Genomic DNA, 17,064 nt, shown 5'->3' with positions numbered 1-17,064 from the left:
ACAGAATAACGTAAGATAAAAAAAAAGCTAGCATATAGCTAGCTTTTTATCATTCATTTAAACAAAATTAAAGGTGATTAGATGCGGTGAACAGAAGTTGTGTTAGTTGTTCCGCTTGGAACTAATGCACCTGATACCATAACAATTGTATCACCTTGTTTTACATTACAAATTTTAACAGCCATTTCTTTACCTAAACGGTAGAAATCATCTGTTGAATTAATTGCATCAATTAAAATAGGCTCAACACCTTTAGATAAGGCAAGTTGATTGACAGTTTTTTGGCTTGAAGATAGAGCCAAAATACGAGCTGTCGGGAAGTAATGACGAAGTTCACGAGCTGATTTACCGCTACGAGTAGCAACAACAATTAATGGTACATTTAATCGTTCTGCGATTTCAACAGCACCACAACATACAGCAGCAGTAATACGTAATGTTTCTTCTTTTGTGGTTAGCTCTAATTTAGCTGGGATAGTACCATCAGTACGCTTACAAATAGTAGCCATCACATTAACTGCTTCAAATGGATATTTACCTTTAGCACTTTCGCCAGATAACATAACAGCGTCTGTACCATCAATAATTGCATTAGCAACGTCACCAGCTTCAGCACGAGTAGGACGTGGGTTTTTGATCATTGAATCTAACATTTGAGTTGCAGTAATAACTGGTTTTGAAGCTTTATTACATTTTTTAATCATCATTTTTTGAGCAAAAATAACTTCTTCAACCGCAATTTCCACACCTAAATCACCACGAGCAACCATGATACCATCAGATGCTTCTAAAATTTCATCAAAGTTATCTAGACCTTCTTGATTTTCGATTTTAGAAATGATTTTGATTTCTTCACCGCCGTGAGCTTTAAGATGAGCACGAATATCTTCAACATCAGAACGTTTACGGATAAATGATGCTGCAATAAAATCTACACCTTGTTCACAACCGAAAATTAAGTCATTTTTATCTTTTTCAGCTAGTGCAGGTAATTTGATTGAAACACCAGGTAAGTTAATACCTTTATTTTCACCAAGGTCACCGTTATTTAAAACTTTACAAATAACTTCGTTACCTTTGATTTCTTGAACGTCCATAGCGATTAAACCATCATCAACTAATACACGGTTACCTGGTTTAAGATCTTGAGCAAATCCTTTATATGTAACGGCTACACGTTCTGAATTACCAACTACATTTTCATCAGTAGTAAAAGTGAAAGTTTGGCCTGCTACAAGTGATACATCGTTTCCACCTTCAAGCTTAATAGTACGAATTTCTGGGCCTTTAGTATCTAACATGATGGCAGCTTTCAAGCCTGTTTCTTGCATTACTTCACGTAAATTTTTGATTCGATTACCATGCTCTTCATAATCACCATGAGAGAAGTTTAAACGCATTACATTCATGCCTGCATTTAATAATTTAGTTAGCATCTCTTTTGATTCTGATTTTGGTCCTATGGTACAAACGATTTTTGTCTTTTTCATAATATTATCTACTAGTTGTTAAAGTTAATGTTCAAATTTAAATAAATGGTTTTAAATATAAATATTTAAACAAAAAAAACCAATGCCAGTGCATTGGTATAAAAAGGGAAGAGTAACTTTAAAAAGTTACTCTTATTAAAAGCAATATCTAAAGAATTTAGTAATCTCATCAATATAAGCCATTCTTAAAAACTTTTTTTATTATAGTCTTAACGACATTTTAAATAAAGTTTTTTATCAAAAAACTAGACATCAATTGAGATAGAAAAAAACTAAAACATTTTTTTGGTTAAATTTTTACCAAGTTTGTGATAAAAAATCTCTTTTTAAATTACATTAAATCTTTAAGTTGATAAATTAGTTCAATATCTTTATTTTTTAAAGTCAATTGATCTTTGTCCAAACTGACTGATGCTCCATCTTGAATTAATTGAGCGATGGTATCATCTAACTTACTCAATTGCTCATCATCACAAGCCATTTTTGCCATACTAACACCAGAGCCTTTAATCGTTTCGTTTGACAATTCTACTTTTGCAACAAAGCGATTACACATTTTTCCATAAATATTCATGTTTTCACCAAATTCAAGCTCAGCGTTTTTATCTGTTGAAATATCTTGACCATTGGCTTTAATCAATACAAAGCGATGATGCATTAAATCTTCAGCTTTAACGCTCTTAGATTCACCACAACCAGTCATCACGAAAGTTCCAGTAAAAAGCATTATTAATAGTAAAGTCTTTTTCATCTTAACTCCTAATAGTTGGCTAAATTTGATATAATCACTTTAATTAAAATTTAATAATTACATTTTACTCTTTATGTTAATTCAACAGCAAATTAAATTTTTTCAATCAATGACTTTCTTAGATCAACATAAAATAAGAAAGCTTTCAAACAAAAATCAAAATTCAGATACCATCGAAGAAGCGATTACACAAGCTGTTGAACATTATAATGTTCGATTACAATCGCTACCTAAACATATCGATTTTCCAGATAATTTACCAGTAGTTGATAAAAAAGAGGCGATAGCTGAAGTAATTAAAAATAATCAAGTTGTCATTATTGCCGGTGAAACAGGTTCAGGAAAAACGACACAAATACCTAAAATATGTTTGGAACTAGGCTTAGGTGTTAAAGGTTTTATTGGCCATACCCAACCGAGAAGGTTAGCAGCTCGTTCAGTTGCCAATCGTATTGCTGAGGAATTAAAAACAGAAATAGGCAACTTAGTGGGCTATAAAGTCAGATTTTCTGATCATGTCAGCGAAACTACCTTGGTTAAATTAATGACTGATGGAATTTTACTGGCAGAGATTCAGCAAGATAAATTATTACTTCAATATGATACTATTATTATAGATGAGGCTCATGAACGTAATTTAAATATCGATTTTATTTTGGGATATTTGAAACAATTATTACCTAAACGTCCTGACTTAAAAGTCATCATAACTTCAGCTACAATAGATGTTGAACGTTTTTCAAATCATTTTAATCATGCTCCAATCATTGAAGTTTCAGGTCGTACCTATCCTGTCGAAGTTAGATACCGTCCAACAATTCCTAATGATGATTATGGAAATGAGAAAAATACTGATTTTCAGCCTATTATAGATGCAATCGATGAATTATCTTTTGAAAGTAATGGGGATATTTTGATTTTTCTTACAGGGGAGCGTGAAATACGTGATCTGGCCGATACGCTAAGAAAAATTGAACTGAAACATACTGAGATTTTGCCCTTATATGCTAGATTATCTGCATCTGAACAAAACCGTATCTTTCAATCACACAGTGCTCGAAGAATTATCTTAGCTACAAATGTGGCTGAAACATCCTTGACCGTTCCTGGTATTAAATATGTTATCGATCCTGGCTTAGCAAGAATTAGTCGTTATAGTTATCGGACGAAAGTTCAACGATTACCAATTGAACCCATTTCTCAAGCATCAGCGAATCAACGAAAAGGGCGTTGTGGTAGAACTTCAGATGGTATTTGTATACGTTTATATGATGAACAAGATTTTTTATCCAGACCTGAATTTACTGAGCCTGAAATTCTTCGAACCAATTTAGCATCAGTTATATTACAAATGACTTCATTAGGATTAGGTGATATAGCGGCTTTTCCATTTGTTAAAGCACCTGATTCTAGATATATTCGTGATGGTATACGATTATTAGAAGAATTAGGTGCAATTTATACTAAACATCATCATTATCATTTGACTGAGATAGGACGAATTTTATCTCAATTACCTATTGATCCTAGATTAGCTAGAATGCTAGTTGAAGCTAGACGGTTAGGTTGTATAAAAGAAGTTATGATTATTGTCTCTGCACTATCTATACAAGATCCTCGAGAAAGGCCATTTGACAAACAGCAAGCTTCTGATGAGAAACACCGTAGGTTTGCTGATAAAGAATCTGATTTTATATCACTTATCAATTTATGGAATTATGTAACAAATCAACAAGCAGATTTGTCGGGTAATCAATTTAGACGGTTGTGTAAAAAAGAATATCTTAACTATCTTAGAATTCGAGAATGGCAAGATGTTTATACACAAATTAGACAAACCATTAAACAACTTGCTTTTCCGATTAATAGTCAATTAGCGGATTATCGTTCACTGCATACTGCGTTATTAAGCGGCTTATTGTCACATGTTGGTATGAAAGAAATTGAAAAACATGAATATATCGGTGCTCGTAATATTAAATTTGCTATATTCCCTAATTCAGCCATCTTTAAAAATCAACCAAAATGGTGTATAGCTAGTGAACTTGTTGAGACAAGCCGTCTATGGGGTAGAACGGCTGCTAAAATTGAAGCAGATTGGATTGAACCATTAGCAAAACATCTAGTTAAATATAGTTATAGTGAGCCTAGATGGTCTAAAAAGAATGGGACAACTCTAGCCAATGAAAAAGTAACTTTATTCGGTCTACCAATTGTTGCAAACCGCATAGTTAATTATAGTAAAATTGACCCAGTACTAAGTCGTTCCTTATTTATTCGGAATGCTTTGGTTGAAGGTGATTGGCAAACTAATCACCAGTTTTATAAACAAAATCAGAAATTAATCAATGAAGTTGAGGATCTTGAACATAAATCTCGTCGTCAGGATATTCTGATTGATGATGATGATCTTTATAATTTTTATGATGAACGAATAGACAAATCAGTTATTTCCGCAAAACACTTTGATACGTGGTGGAAAAACAAACAAAAAATAGACCCTGATTTTTTAAATATTGAAAAAAATATGCTGATTAAACAATCAGCTCAGCCTGTAAAAATAAATGATTATCCAGATTTTTGGTATCAGAATAACTTGAAATTACCTTTAACTTATCAATTTGATTTAGGTAATGCACGTGACGGTGTAACAATTTCTATTCCGCTTAATATATTAAATCAAATAAAAGATACAGGATTTGATTGGCAAGTACCTGGATTTCGTTATGATTTAGTTATTGCTTTAATAAAATCATTACCAAAATCTTTACGCAAAAGCTTAGTTCCTGCACCTAACTATGCTGAGGCTTTTTTAAGTAGAGTTAATTCAATTGAACATCCATTACTTGAAACATTAGAAAATGAATTTAGGAAAATGACAGGTATAAAAATTCAGCCAACTGATTGGCAATTAGAACAAGTACCAGATTACTTAAAAATGAATTTTAGTATCGTTGATAAGGGACGAGAAATAGCTTTTGGCAAAGATCTAATGATGATTAAAGAACATCTTAAAACAGAAGTTCAAGAAGCATTATCATCGCTGACTCAAAAAAAATCTGTCAAAATAGAGAAAGATAATATTATTGATTGGAATTTTGGTCACTTACCAAGTATTTATGAAGAAAAACAAAATAATTATACAGTTAAAGCCTATCCAGCCATCATTGATAATCAAAATTCGGTCAGTATTAAACTGGTTGATTCACTTGAGGAACAAAAAAGATTAACCAAGCTCGGGATTAGACGATTGTTGATTTTAAATATTCCATCTCCAATTAAATATTTGCACGAAAAGTTACCAAATAAATCTAAATTAGGCTTATATTTTAATTCATTCGGTACAGTTCTTAACCTTATTGATGACTGCATTGCCTGTGGAATAGACTACTTGATTAAGAAGTACAATCAGAAAGTTAAAAATCAAGAACAATATCAAGAACTGTTAGGTTATACCAAAGAGCATATCAATGAAATTGTAGTGGATATAGCTAAACAAGTGGAATCAATTTTAACTCTCCATTTTAATATTAATAAAAAACTTAAAGGCCGTATCGATTTGTCTTTAGCATTTGCGTTATCTGATATCAAAGCGCAGCTAAATGAGCTAGTTTATAAGGGTTTTGTGGCAAAAACTGGTTATAACAAACTCCATGATATTTATCGCTATTTAACTGCTATAGAAAAACGGATAGAGAAGCTAGGAACTAATGTGGCTAAAGATAGACAATCAATGAATATAATAGAAGAAGTGAAAAACGAATATCAAAGTTGGTTTAATAGTTTGTCAGAAAATCAAAAATCATTGAATGATGTTACGAATATTAAATGGATGATAGAAGAACTTAGAGTTAACTTATTCGCTCAACAACTCGGCACACCGTATCCAATTTCTGCAAAAAGGATAAAACAACAAATAGAAACTGTATCTTCTGAATTATAGAATATAATTATAAGGATAAAAAAGAAGGGCGCTTATGCGCCCATTTTGATTATTTGTAAAGATCTACAAATACAGTGATGTTTGGCCCTTTAGAATCATGAGCAACTCGAGCAATATGATAATATTTAGCCCCAGCGTCTATTGCTCTTTTTCCTGCTTGATATGAAATTTCCTGATCAGTAACGTAGTAACCTCTAAATTTCAGTGTATCAAAGGCAACCATTTTAGCCGCAGTTGCATCGTTAAGTTCCTGAATTTTTCGCCCATCAGGAAGAGTGACAGTGTAACGAGTTACTCTTTGAGGTTCAGTGGCAACGGTACTTATTGTTTCTGTATTTGATGTTGTTGTAACTTTATTAGTTGCAGCAGAATTTGTTGTAGTTTTATCAATTACTTTATTATTAAATTTATCTGCATAATATTTCTCGTTAAATGCAGAAGGGGAGTAATAACCAGGTTTTTCAACCTGCATTGCAGCTTCTCCACCTTTAGCTAATGCTAATTGACCTGCTTCAGAATCGTAAGGAATAGCATTTTCAGGTTGTAATTTACGTTCAGGAGCGTCTTTTTTAAATAAATAAGCAGCTACTTGAATATTACTGCCTAATTCTGAACGTGAATCTATATAAAAGCCATATGCACCTTGCGCTGATGCTTCTTTAGCAATAGCTTGATTTACATCATAATCTGTCGGAAAGTATCCACGAATACGCACAATATTAAATGGTTCTAAGCGAATTGCTTTAGATTTTGGATATTCGTAAACACCTTCAAATTTACGTAAAGTTTCTGGTTGTTCTAAAGCTTTAGGTGCGTCTGCTTTGTATAATTTTGCATAAACGATACGCAAAGTATCATTAGAAGGGCTGATATTTGTTGTTGTTATGTAAAAAGAAGCAGCTCCTTCATTGTCTGCAGCCTTTGACATAGCCATAACATAATCGCTATCAGTATAAAAAGCACCTCGAATCGTAATGCTTTTAAAAGATTGCATGCTGTTTGCTTGTTCTTCAGTTAATTGCTGAGCAGCAAAAGAACAAAATGGAATAAGCGCAACAGTTGTAGCGATAATTGTTTTCTTGAAACTTAACATATAAAAAACCTTACAATGAATTTTTAGTTATTTTAGCATAAATAAATTTAATTTCCTAAATCTATTAAAGCTTCCAAATTATTGATATAAATATATTTACCTTTAGCTATTAAAATATTTTGCTCCTGTAATTTTGATAAATTACGACTTACAGTTTCAATCGTTAATCCTAAATAATTAGCTATTTCAGCACGGCTCATTGCTAGTTTTATATTTAAAGAAGAATGTCCTCTTTGCTGATATCGAAGATAAAGAGAATAAATAAAGGTGGCAAGGCGTTCATCGGATTTTTTCTGAGAATAGCAAAGAACCAATTTTTGATAATTATAAATGTCAGCACTTAATAATCTAAAGATTAAATCTCTAACATTTTTATTAGTATCAATTAATGTCATTAATTCATCATAATGCAGTTCACAGATTAGTGTGTTACTTAATGCCTGAATGTTATTGTTATAAACTTTTGTTGAAATGGCGTCTAAACCGACAATATCTCCAGGTAGATAAAATCCATTGATTTGTTCATTATTTTCAGAAGTCGTGACAAATGTTTTAAGTGCACCGGAATGAACGATGAAGAATTTTTTAAATGGCGTTTTTGCTTTAACTATTATTTCGCCTTTTGAATAAGATCTTTTGCGTTCTAAAACACTACTTAATGTATTATTGAGTAACATCGGAATACAGAGCCCACCGAGACTGCATAATTCGCACGGAACAGAATAACTATTGGAACGTAATGTCTTATAAATACTATGCATAATATCCTAAATACAAGGGCTGTTGATTTGAAGTGATAAGGTTACCATATTTTGTCATAAAACAAAAATTGACCAATTTTTTTTGTATTTCTATTCAATAAAAAGAAAAGAAATAGAAAATCACTATTAAATTTTTAAATAACTACACTAAGTAATTAATCTAAACAATATAAATGAATTCTTGATAAAAGAATAGTCTTATAAAGATTTAGAATTGTTAATAGAGGGTGAGTGGCGAATAAATTAACTTAATTGATTTAACATACTTTATTTAACATAATATACATTATGCGTACCAATATAGATTCATAAGAAAAGGGCTAAATCATGCCACTAATTTAAAAATTTGTGGCATTTGATACCAATCTGGAATCGGACAATCAGAAACTTCAACTTTTGTAATTTCAAGTACAGCAACTGGACTAAATTTAGCTATCTGGATGATGCCGTAAAATATATAATAAATAAAAGTAAATAAATTGATCATGAAAATAAGCAATAAATTTTACTGTTTACTTTTGAATTTAAATTATTTACCGAGGGAAACCACGGTAAAGTTCGGGTGTCACTGAACCTCCGAACTCTAACCCTAAAATTAATAAGGTATATATATGAATTATTATAAGGAGTCTTTCTTCTAACTATTTAATAAATTAGGAGAAAGTATGTTAAAACTAAAAAAACAATTTTCAAGACGTAGTATACATAAAACTAGTATAGGCGACATTGAATATTATACTTATGTTCATAGTGAGTCACATAAACATTTCAGCACTAAACAAGAAAAAAGTGCCTATTGCATTCACATGATTGAATATAAACAGTATAAACTAAAAATTAGGCCGTCAAGGGGAAGTAATATAGCCAATCCTTGGGATGATTACGCATCCTACGTATATAAGATGTCAAAAAGCTGGAAATATAATTCAAAAAGGAAGAAACAATATCATAACCAGTATTAGTACGCATAATGGCGTTATGCTAAATTCTTGATTGTTAGCCGACTTTGTCGGCCAACATTTTACAATCTGCGACTTCAACATAATGCATTTTACATCATTCGAACTAAAACTAATAATGAATTAAAAACTGATTTTTAAGATTGTTTTAAGAAATTGTATAAAAATTTATCAAAAAATACAAGTTAATAGCTAAAAAAAGACCGTTCGTCGGCGATCAATATGCTAAATATACAGATGATCAAACTATAATAGAACTATCTGCTCCTCATATGTCTTTTGAGTCAAGAATTGAATATATTTTTAAAGAATTTGATAAAAAAGCAAAAGAAATGATGAAAAAAGAAAAAGAACAGAAAAATAAAAATGAATTGGATTCTTTATGATTTTCTGCTTAAAAACTGAAAAACATAACTCTTTGCTATATTTTTTTAATTTAATTAAAAACTATTTATCAAGAGTTCACTTCGTCAAATGCGTACTCGTTTGACTTTGTGTTTTGCTATTTAAAGTTAACATGAAAATTAGAACATGTAGAGTAAAAAAGTATTGCAAACACATGGGATGATTACTTTTCTTAGACTATACCGTTAACATATTGAAAAAAAATAAATTAAATTTGGCAGTTGAATAGAAGTTATTTATCGTGTTTTCTTTTAATAAAACGCTAATCTATCCCCTATTTTCCATTATTACGCATTCAAATTATAAAATCTAATAAAATCAATTCATTAAGATTCAAATAATGTATATTATGTTAAACAATAACATTATTACGAACTAAAATAACACCTTTTGCATTACTATTTATCGCTAATATTTTTTATTAATTAGATATAAATTCTCAATAATCAACATGTTAATTATTATTTGTCAGTAAAATAACTTCACTACCAAGCACTGGGATTTTTAAAATATGTTTTTTGATTTTGCCCCAAACCTGCATTTCACAAGCTTTACAGTTGAATTTTAAAATTAATTCTTCATTATTATTTTGAATTAATTTCATTGGTGTTACTTTAGTTTTAACTCCTTGAATCCCTTTAGCTTGTTTTGGACATAAATTAAATGCAAATCTTAGACAATGCTTTGTAGTCATTAAAGGAACGTCATCTTTAACTTCGTGAGCTTCAAATGCACTCTCGATTAGTTTTACACCATGTTGAGCATAAAATTCACGAGCTTTGTGATTATAAACATTAGCTAAAAAACTTAATTGTTGTTCAGGATATATCGGTATTGGATTTACTTGAGGTTTACGAATATTTCTTCGATAATTATTTAATCGCTCTAGAGTTAATTTATCAATAATATCTCGTCTTAACTGATTTAATTGACTGTTGGGAACAAAATAAGCTTGGTTTAAATCTATAATTAACTCCGCTAAATAATAGGTTGTCTGACCTAACTTAGATAAACTATCTCTTATATTATTGAGAGCTTTATCCTGTTGCTTAGCTAACTCAAATGGGCCTTTCAATTCAATTTTAACGCAACTACCCTCTTCACTCGATGCAATTAACTCCAAACCGTTTGTTATATTTTTAAGCCTAAATGTTACACCGATACGACGACAACTAGATTCTTTTAATAAAATTTGTTGCCAATAATGATCTAAATTGCGATTAATTTGATAAGGTAATTTTATAGAATATAATGCTTTAGGTATTTCATTAGGAAATACTTGATAATGATTATTACCAATTTTTTCTACTTTATCAGCTCTAAAACCTATAATTTCCCTTTTGATTAAAACATTTAATCCATCACCATTAGTTAACGCTTGTTCTGATTTTATTACGATAGATTGTTTAGTAATTTTTATAATTTCACCAATTGTTAAGCCAATAAATTTGGGTGAATCAAATGCACCAATATTGGCTTGTCTACCTCGAACAAAATAATCGGTAGATCCTCTGTGGAATGTTCTATTTGGATCCGGGGTAAAAAAGTGTTCAGTTTTGCCACTCGATGCAGCAACAAAATCTGTGTTTTTTTCTAAAATATTATCTAATTTTTTACGATAAAATGCGGTTATATTTTTAACATAACTCAAATCTTTGTATCTGCCTTCAATCTTGAAAGATCTCACTCCGGCTTGTATCAACTCTATTAAATTATCAGACTGATTATTATCCTTCATTGATAAAAGATGTTTTTCATAAGCGACGATGCGACCTTGTTCGTCTTTTAATGTAAATGGCAATCGACAAGCTTGAGAACAGTCGCCTCGATTAGCGCTTCGACCCGTTTGTGCATGAGAAATATAGCATTGACCAGAAAATGCAACACATAATGCGCCATGAATAAAAAATTCAATATTTGCATCAATTTGTTGATGTATGTTTGCTATTTCGGTTAAATTTAATTCTCTCGCTAAAACTATTTGAGAAAAACCTACATCGGAAAGAAATTTAGCTTTTTCTGGCGTTCTAATATCCATTTGGGTACTAGCATGTAAATCAATTGGTGGGATATCCATAGCTAATATTCCCATATCTTGAACTATCAAAGCATCCACACCAGCATTATATAATTGCCAAATTAGTTGTCTTGCAGCTTCAAGCTCATTGTCATGAAGAATTGTGTTTAAAGTTACAAAAACCTTAGCGTAAAAATGATGAGCAAATTCTACTAGTTTAGCAATATCACTTACTGAATTACCAGCATTATGACGAGCACCAAATTGAGGCCCCCCAATATAAATAGCATCAGCTCCATGTAAGATAGCTTCTTTTGCAATTTCTATATTTTTTGCGGGGCTAAGTAATTCTAATTTAGTAGTTTGTTGCCTATACATGAGAGATTCTCTGAGAAAATATTAGGATGGTATATTAAATTTTAATTAAAAAATGGCAAATACAATTAATATTTGCCATTGAAGTTTTTAAATATTATTTATTAAAGAATATTAGATTGATTACGCAATGCTTCAATACGTTTATCTAAAGGTGGATGAGATAAGAATAGTTGAGAAAATCTTGCTTTCTTCTCACCATTAATACAGAATGCCAAAATTGATGCTTCTTCACTTGGCTCATGACTCAATTTTAATTTTTCTAAAGCAGCAATCATTTTAGTAGACCCTACTAATTTCGCTGAGCCTGCATCAGCATGGAACTCTCGATAACGTGAAAACCACATAGCAATGATACTTGCTAAAATACCAAATACAGTTTCAAAAATCATTACGATGAAATAATAAGCAAAAGTAGATAATCCTTCACTTCTATCTTCCAAAGCTTTTGTTACGATTGAAGCAAAAATTCGTGAAATGAAAATAACAAAAGTATTAAGTACACCTTGTAAAAGTGCCATTGTCACCATATCACCATTTGCAACGTGACTCATTTCATGTCCAATTACAGCTTCAGCTTCATCTTGAGTCATAGCGGATAAAAGGCCCGAGCTAACAGCTACTAGAGAATTATTTTTAGTTGCTCCTGTTGCAAAAGCATTTATATCTTCTGCTTGATAAATCGCAACTTGTGGTGTTTTTAATTTCAATTCATTTGCTTGACGATTAACTACATCTAAAAGCCATTGCTCTTGAGCGTTGCGAGGATTAGTAATTATTTTCCCACCAACAGAACTTAAAGCCATTCTTTTAGATAAAAGAAGTGAAATAAAAGACCCACCAAAACCAAATATAGCTGCAAATATAAGTAATCCTAATGTACTATGAGCATCAACGCCACAAATACTTAAAATAATACCAAATACAAACATAACAGCTAAGTTAGTTAGGATAAATAATCCAACTCGCATCATAAATAATTCCTCATTACTGTTTTTCTAATATGAATAATTTTACTTAAGAAGATAAATAAAATTTGATATATGATCGCAAAAATGTTGCATCTCTACAACCTCTTTAATATGAAATTTTGAAAGGATAAATTAAGTGACTATTTAATAGCCATTAATAACAATGGTAAGTTAATAGTAATATTAATTTAGAGAATTTTGGAGGAGACCCTATCAGCCACATCCCACACACATATTTTTTACTTTGGCTGCTTCCTTCCGGACCTGACCTGATGAGCAAAAAAATGTTGCAAGAGGACCCATAGAGCCTCCATTGGAGAGGCGTTATTATGCTTTAATTAGCAAATTATTACAATATTTATAACGAAAAAAGAACTAACCTTCCTGTCTTGTAATAACAACAGAAAGGCTATTACATATCAAACGAAATTTAAAAGTGTTAACTATAGAGTTAAATTTTTCTCAATTCGTTCTCTAAATTTAATACCTGGTCTAAATGTGACAACTCGACGAGCTGAGATATCAACACTTTCGCCTGTTTTTGGATTGCGACCTGGTCGTGAATTTTTATCACGAACAGCGAAATTACCAAATCCAGACAGTTTAACAGGTTCACCTTTTTCTAAAGCAACTCGAATTTCTTCGAAAAAAAGTTCAACTAGGACTTTAGCTTCTTGACGATCAATATCAAATTTATCGGCAAGACGATCTGCAATATCAGCTTTAGTTAATGTCATAATTATTATTCTCTTAATAGGGCATTGAAACGGTTTTGTAAAGCAATAACACACTTGCTTACAATGTTTGTTATATCTTCTTCTTCTAGTGTACGTGATTTGTCTTGTAAAATCAAACTGATAGCAAGGCTTTTCTGATCTTTATCTATGTTTTCACCTTGATATACATCAAATAAATTAACTCTTACAAGTTGTTCACCACCAGCATGTTTACACTCAGAAATAATATCTGCTGCTGGTATTGTGTTAGATACAACTACAGCAATATCTCGCTTATTAGACGGATATTTAGATAACTCATGAGCAACTGGTACTCTTTTATCATTAATTTTATCTAAATTTATTTCAAAAACAAGCGTTTTACTATTTAAAGATAATTTTTTTTCAATTTCTGGATGTAAAACACCAAAATTACCAATAAGCTCGCCATTCAAGTAAATAGCAGCACTTTGTCCAGGATGTAATGCATCAAGCTCTGATTTCTGGTATACAATTTTTTCATTACAACCTAAAAGAGAAAATAGTAACTCTAAGTCCCCTTTCAAATCATAAAAATCAATATTTTGTTTAGGTAATGACCAATGCTCTTCATAAAGAGTGCCAGTAAGAACACCAGCAAGCATCAATTCCTGGCGAACACCAAATTCACATGAATCATCTGGAATAAAACGTAAGCCAGTTTCAAATAATCTCATCCGAGATTGTTGGCGATTTTGATTATATATTACAGCATCTAATAACCCTGACCATAATGATAAACGCATAACAGACATTTCACTCGAAATAGGATTAGGTAATGTAATATGATGCTGCTCTGGGTGAAGAAGTTGTTGAATTTTAGGATCAACAAAACTATAAGTCACCGCCTCTTGATAACCTTTATCTACTAATAAATTTTTTACTCTAGACAAAGGGACTATATTTTCAGGTTTTGGCTTCATTACAGATTCTATTTTCAGATTCACATTAGGAATATTGTTATAGCCATAAATTCGAGCAACTTCCTCAATTAAATCCTCTTCGATTTGCAAATCAAATCGCCAACTTGGTGATTTAACAGTCCAAACATTTTCATTATAAGAAACTTCACAGCCCAATCTAACTAAAATGTCTGTAATTTTTTGAGTTTCAATTACATAACCTATAATTTGATCCACTTTATGTCTACGTAGTTGAATTGTAGCTTGAGAAGGAAGCTCTTTTTCGTTTGTAATTTCAGAGATTGGACCTACATCACCACCACAAATATCAACAATTAATTGAGTTGCTCTTTGCATAGCAGATAATTGTAAATAAGGATCAACACCACGTTCATAACGGTGAGAAGCATCAGTGTGTAAACCATATTCACGAGCTTTACCAGTTATTGCTAATGGTGCAAAAAAAGCTGATTCAAGGAAGATATCTTTTGTGGAAGTTGTTACGCCAGATTTTTCTCCCCCCATAATACCAGCCATTGCTAATACTTTTTGATGATCGGCAATAACAAGTGTTTTATCGTTTAGTTTGACTTCATTCCCGTTTAATAAAACAAGTTTTTCATCTTGATGAGCATAACGAACAATAATTCCTGAATCGATTTGCGCCAAATCAAATGCATGCATCGGATGACCTAATTCTAATAACACATAATTAGTAATATCGACAATGGCATCAATTGAGCGAATACCACCACGGCGTAATTTCTCTTTCATCCAAAGTGGTGTTGTTGCATTAACATCAATATTTTTTATTACTCGGCCAAGATAACGTGGCGCAGCTTTAGGTTCATTTATTTCAATTGACACAGTATCAGCAATAGTTGCTGGAACACTTTCAATATTAAGTTGTTTCATTGGAATATTGTTAACTGCAGAGATATCTCGGGCAACACCAATGATACCAAAACAATCAGCCCGATTAGGCGTAACACTAATCTCAATCATAACATCATTAAGATTTAGATATTCTCGGATATCTTTCCCTAAAGGTGCATCATCAGGCAATTCAATAATGCCACTATGATCTTCAGATATTCCTAATTCAGAGTAAGAACAAAGCATACCTTCTGAAGGTTCACCACGTAATTTGGCGGCTTTAATTTTAAAATCACCTGGTAGAACAGCCCCAATTGTTGCACAAGCAACAGTTAACCCCTGACGACAATTTGGTGCACCACAAACAATATCCAGTAATTCAGGCTTGCCAATATCGACTTTAGTTACACGGAGCTTATCGGCATTAGGATGTTGTTTACACTCAACTACCCTTCCAACAACGACACCTGAAAAATCACCAGCAACTTTTTCAACATCATCGACTTCTAGTCCAGCCATGGTTAATTGATCGGCTAACATTTCGCTACTAATTTCTGGATTGATCCATTCACGTAGCCAACTTTCACTAAATTTCATGTTTTGATCTCCAGAATTAATTAAATTGTTTTAAAAAACGTAAATCATTTTCAAAGAAAGAACGCAAATCAGTGACACCGTAACGCAACATAGTTAACCTTTCAATTCCCATACCAAAGGCAAAACCATTATATATTTCAGGATCTATTCCAACATTACGTAATACATTAGGATGAACCATACCGCATCCTAAAACTTCTAACCATTTGCCATTCTTAGCCTTGATGTCCACTTCTGCTGAAGGTTCTGTAAATGGAAAATATGCAGGTCTAAATCTAATTTCCATATTATCCTCAAAAAAACAATGAAGAAAATCATGCAATAACCCCTTCAAATGGGTAAAACTTACATTTTTATCTATCAATAACCCTTCCATTTGGTGAAACATTGGCGTATGCGTTTGATCATAATCATTACGATAAGTTCTACCTGGAGCAATGATTCGGATTGGCGGTTTTTGATTTTCCATTGTTCTTATTTGAACTGTAGAAGTTTGTGTGCGTAATAAACGTTTTGCATCAAACCAAAATGTATCGTGATCAGCACGTGCAGGATGATGAGCAGGAATATTTAATGCATCAAAGTTATGATAATCGTCCTCGATTTCTGGTCCAGTCTCAACAACAAAGCCCAGTTCTCCAAAAAATTCAACTAAACGATTAATTGTCTTAGTAACTGGATGTAAACCACCTAATTCTAGCGACTTACCTGGTAATGTAATGTCAATTGTTTCATTTGCTAATTTTGCATTAAGAGCCTGACGCTCTAAAAAGTCACGCTTCTGATTTAATAACTCAACAACTTGTTGTTTAGCATCATTAATTTTCTGACCTACAGCGGGGCGTTCATCAGCGGGAACATCACGTAAAGAAGCCATCTGCATTGTAAAATAGCCTTTTTTACCAAAATATTCCACTCGAATTTGTTCTATGGCATTAATATCATTAGCATTTTCAATAGCGGATTTGGCATTGCTTACCAGTTCAACTAATTGAGACATACAGTTCTCCTGCTTATTGTTTATTACATAAAAAAAGCCTCTTCTGAGGCTTTTATAATTATTTTTCGTTTTTTATTTGCCTCACGAACGAATAGCATTATTGAAGCTAAAAAAGAAACGAAAAATAACTAAATTCATAATTAACTCTTAAATAATCTTTTTATAAAAC

11 protein-coding genes and 1 other RNA gene are annotated in these 17,064 nt (G+C 31.8%); 1 reads left to right on the top strand and 11 read right to left on the bottom strand.

The genetic code is table 11. From position 1 onward, the window contains the following. Positions 1–77: 77 nt before the first annotated feature. Positions 78–1,490 carry a pyruvate kinase PykF gene (pykF, locus tag GYM76_RS04540; protein WP_065562828.1) on the bottom strand — a complete coding sequence of 471 codons (1,413 nt, stop codon included), beginning with the start codon at positions 1,488–1,490 and terminating at the stop codon, positions 78–80. A gap of 331 nt (positions 1,491–1,821) precedes the next feature. Next, positions 1,822–2,241, bottom strand: coding sequence for an META domain-containing protein (locus GYM76_RS04535; RefSeq protein WP_220226044.1), 420 nt, complete (start codon positions 2,239–2,241; stop codon positions 1,822–1,824). Positions 2,242–2,314: 73 nt separating this feature from the next. Here GYM76_RS04535 and hrpA point away from each other — a divergent pair, with 73 nt between their 5' ends. Continuing rightward, positions 2,315–6,184, top strand: a complete 3,870-nt coding sequence (gene hrpA, locus GYM76_RS04530; RefSeq protein WP_220226043.1) for an ATP-dependent RNA helicase HrpA — start codon at positions 2,315–2,317, stop codon at positions 6,182–6,184. Between the two features lie 49 nt (positions 6,185–6,233). On the opposite strand, the gene GYM76_RS04525 is transcribed toward hrpA, so the two are convergent. The 9 genes from GYM76_RS04525 to pheS all read right to left on the bottom strand — a co-directional run bounded on the left by GYM76_RS04525 (position 6,234) and on the right by pheS (position 16,895). Beyond that, positions 6,234–7,277, bottom strand: a complete 1,044-nt coding sequence (locus GYM76_RS04525; protein WP_065562826.1) for a YdgH/BhsA/McbA-like domain containing protein — start codon at positions 7,275–7,277, stop codon at positions 6,234–6,236. A gap of 47 nt (positions 7,278–7,324) precedes the next feature. Then, positions 7,325–8,038, bottom strand: a complete 714-nt coding sequence (locus tag GYM76_RS04520) for a helix-turn-helix domain-containing protein (RefSeq protein WP_065562825.1) — start codon at positions 8,036–8,038, stop codon at positions 7,325–7,327. Positions 8,039–8,363: 325 nt separating this feature from the next. Continuing rightward, positions 8,364–8,525, bottom strand: coding sequence for a hypothetical protein (locus GYM76_RS04515; protein WP_220226042.1), 162 nt, complete (start codon positions 8,523–8,525; stop codon positions 8,364–8,366). Positions 8,526–9,856: 1,331 nt separating this feature from the next. Continuing rightward, complete coding sequence (locus GYM76_RS04510; protein ID WP_220226041.1) at positions 9,857–11,797, bottom strand: U32 family peptidase; 1,941 nt, start codon at positions 11,795–11,797, stop codon at positions 9,857–9,859. 101 nt (positions 11,798–11,898) lie between these two features. Further along, positions 11,899–12,768, bottom strand: coding sequence for a protease HtpX (htpX, locus tag GYM76_RS04505; protein WP_220226040.1), 870 nt, complete (start codon positions 12,766–12,768; stop codon positions 11,899–11,901). Between the two features lie 205 nt (positions 12,769–12,973). Then, an RNA gene (ffs, locus tag GYM76_RS04500) (signal recognition particle sRNA small type) lies at positions 12,974–13,069 on the bottom strand. A gap of 139 nt (positions 13,070–13,208) precedes the next feature. Next, entirely contained in the window at positions 13,209–13,502 is a 294-nt protein-coding gene (locus tag GYM76_RS04495; protein ID WP_034882129.1) for an integration host factor subunit alpha, read from the bottom strand. A gap of 5 nt (positions 13,503–13,507) precedes the next feature. Then, positions 13,508–15,895, bottom strand: coding sequence for a phenylalanine--tRNA ligase subunit beta (gene pheT, locus GYM76_RS04490; RefSeq protein WP_220226039.1), 2,388 nt, complete (start codon positions 15,893–15,895; stop codon positions 13,508–13,510). Between the two features lie 16 nt (positions 15,896–15,911). Continuing rightward, positions 15,912–16,895: a phenylalanine--tRNA ligase subunit alpha gene (gene pheS / locus GYM76_RS04485; protein WP_220226038.1), complete on the bottom strand. Its 984-nt coding sequence runs from the start codon at positions 16,893–16,895 to the stop codon at positions 15,912–15,914. Positions 16,896–17,064 lie beyond the last annotated feature (169 nt).

It is taken from the genome of Gilliamella sp. ESL0443 (assembly GCF_019469165.1).
GTDB classification, from domain to species: Bacteria; Pseudomonadota; Gammaproteobacteria; order Enterobacterales; family Orbaceae; genus Gilliamella; species Gilliamella apicola_E.
The sequence above is the reverse complement of the archived record's forward strand: the minus strand, read 5'-3'. Positions and strand labels throughout refer to the sequence as shown.

Coding starts and splice junctions, on each gene's coding strand:
- pykF (WP_065562828.1), bottom strand. CDS start 1,490: ATGAAAAAGACAAAAATCGTTTGTACCATAGGACCAAAATCAGAATCA.
- GYM76_RS04535 (WP_220226044.1), bottom strand. CDS start 2,241: ATGAAAAAGACTTTACTATTAATAATGCTTTTTACTGGAACTTTCGTG.
- hrpA (WP_220226043.1), top strand. CDS start 2,315: ATGTTAATTCAACAGCAAATTAAATTTTTTCAATCAATGACTTTCTTA.
- GYM76_RS04525 (WP_065562826.1), bottom strand. CDS start 7,277: ATGTTAAGTTTCAAGAAAACAATTATCGCTACAACTGTTGCGCTTATT.
- GYM76_RS04520 (WP_065562825.1), bottom strand. CDS start 8,038: ATGCATAGTATTTATAAGACATTACGTTCCAATAGTTATTCTGTTCCG.
- GYM76_RS04515 (WP_220226042.1), bottom strand. CDS start 8,525: ATGATCAATTTATTTACTTTTATTTATTATATATTTTACGGCATCATC.
- GYM76_RS04510 (WP_220226041.1), bottom strand. CDS start 11,797: ATGTATAGGCAACAAACTACTAAATTAGAATTACTTAGCCCCGCAAAA.
- htpX (WP_220226040.1), bottom strand. CDS start 12,768: ATGATGCGAGTTGGATTATTTATCCTAACTAACTTAGCTGTTATGTTT.
- GYM76_RS04495 (WP_034882129.1), bottom strand. CDS start 13,502: ATGACATTAACTAAAGCTGATATTGCAGATCGTCTTGCCGATAAATTT.
- pheT (WP_220226039.1), bottom strand. CDS start 15,895: ATGAAATTTAGTGAAAGTTGGCTACGTGAATGGATCAATCCAGAAATT.
- pheS (WP_220226038.1), bottom strand. CDS start 16,895: ATGTCTCAATTAGTTGAACTGGTAAGCAATGCCAAATCCGCTATTGAA.